Genomic DNA, 1,255 nt, shown 5'->3' with positions numbered 1-1,255 from the left:
GCGCCACGCTCATGCCGGCCGCGTTGAGCCGGCCGGCGAGCGGCGTGCCGGCCTGGCCGGCGCCGATGACGATGGCGTCGAAGGCTTTGGCGCTCATGCGACGGCAGCCACGATCAGCAGCCCGCCGACGATCGCAATGGCGTCCTCGATGAAGGCTGCGGGCGGATCCTTGCCGAAGGCGGCGGCCAACCGGCCACGCACCTCGGCTCCGCCCAGCGTGCCGATCACCGCGCCGATGGCGCCGGCGATAAGACCGCCGATGGTGGCGCCGCCGGTCGCGCCGAGCACTGCGCCGGTGAAGGCGCCCAGGACGATACGGGCGCCGAATTGCTGCGGCACCTTCCGGCTCGGCGTCGACGGCAACTGGTCGGTGACCAATTCGACGATCGCCAGGATGGTGAAGATGCCGACGGCAATCCAGTGGCCCATGAAACTCGCCCAGGTGCCGGCGACCGGCAGCCAGCCGAGATAAGAACCCCAGGCGACGGCGGCCGGCGCTGTCATGGCGCGCAGGCCGGCAACGACACCTATCAGCAGTGCAAGCAGGTAAAGCATGATCGACCCCCTCAAAATCGGAACCTCGCACGGTTCCATGAAGGCAGGCTAGCATAGGCTGGGCGTTTGGCCACGGGCTTTTGTCCGACAATCGGTTGTGCAAACGAAATCGGGAGATGTCGCCATGTCGGCAAGCGAGCGCATGAAGATGGCGGCGGGCGAATGGTACACCTGCATAGACGATGAGCTCGAGGCGCAGCGCTTCGCCGCGCGCGATGCGGTGTTCGAGCACAATAGCCTGCCGCCCCGGCATCGTGGCAATATAGGGCCTGCTTTGCGGGCGCTGCTTGGTGGCGCGGGCGAAGGGGCTCGCATCGAGGCGCCGTTCCATTGCGCCTATGGCTTCAATGTGTTTCTCTGCGACGGCGTCTTCCTCAATTCCGGCTGCATCATCCTCGACACCGCGCCGGTGCGCATCGGCAAGGGCACGCTGCTCGGCCCAAATGTGCAGATCTACTGCGCCGAGCATCATCGCGAGGCCACTGGACGGCTGGCCGGGCTGGAGATCGCAAAACCGGTGACGATCGGCGACAACGCCTGGGTCGGCGGCAGCGCGGTGATCCTCGCCGGCGTCAGCATAGGCGAGGGCGCCATCGTCGGCGCCGGCGCGGTGGTGACTCGCGACGTGGCGGCCAACACGACCGTGGTCGGCAACCCGGCGCGGGTTGTCACGCCGCGCTGCGCGTCCCCGCGGCCTTGG

The 1,255-nt window shown here is 68.0% G+C and carries 2 protein-coding genes; one reads left to right on the top strand and one right to left on the bottom strand.

From position 1 onward, the window contains the following. Positions 1–93: 93 nt before the first annotated feature. Complete coding sequence (locus tag EOA24_RS38405; protein WP_126081609.1) at positions 94–555, bottom strand: DUF4126 domain-containing protein; 462 nt, start codon at positions 553–555, stop codon at positions 94–96. 124 nt (positions 556–679) lie between these two features. On the opposite strand from EOA24_RS38405, the gene EOA24_RS38400 reads away from it, so the two are divergent. Then, positions 680–1,255, top strand: a 576-nt coding sequence (locus EOA24_RS38400; protein WP_133374929.1) for a sugar O-acetyltransferase, incomplete at its 3' end; no start/stop codon positions are given.

This window comes from Mesorhizobium sp. M2A.F.Ca.ET.039.01.1.1 (assembly GCF_003998035.1).
In the GTDB taxonomy this organism is placed as follows: domain Bacteria; phylum Pseudomonadota; class Alphaproteobacteria; order Rhizobiales; family Rhizobiaceae; genus Mesorhizobium.
Note: the sequence above shows the minus strand (reverse complement) of the source record. Positions and strands in the feature narration are given on the sequence as shown.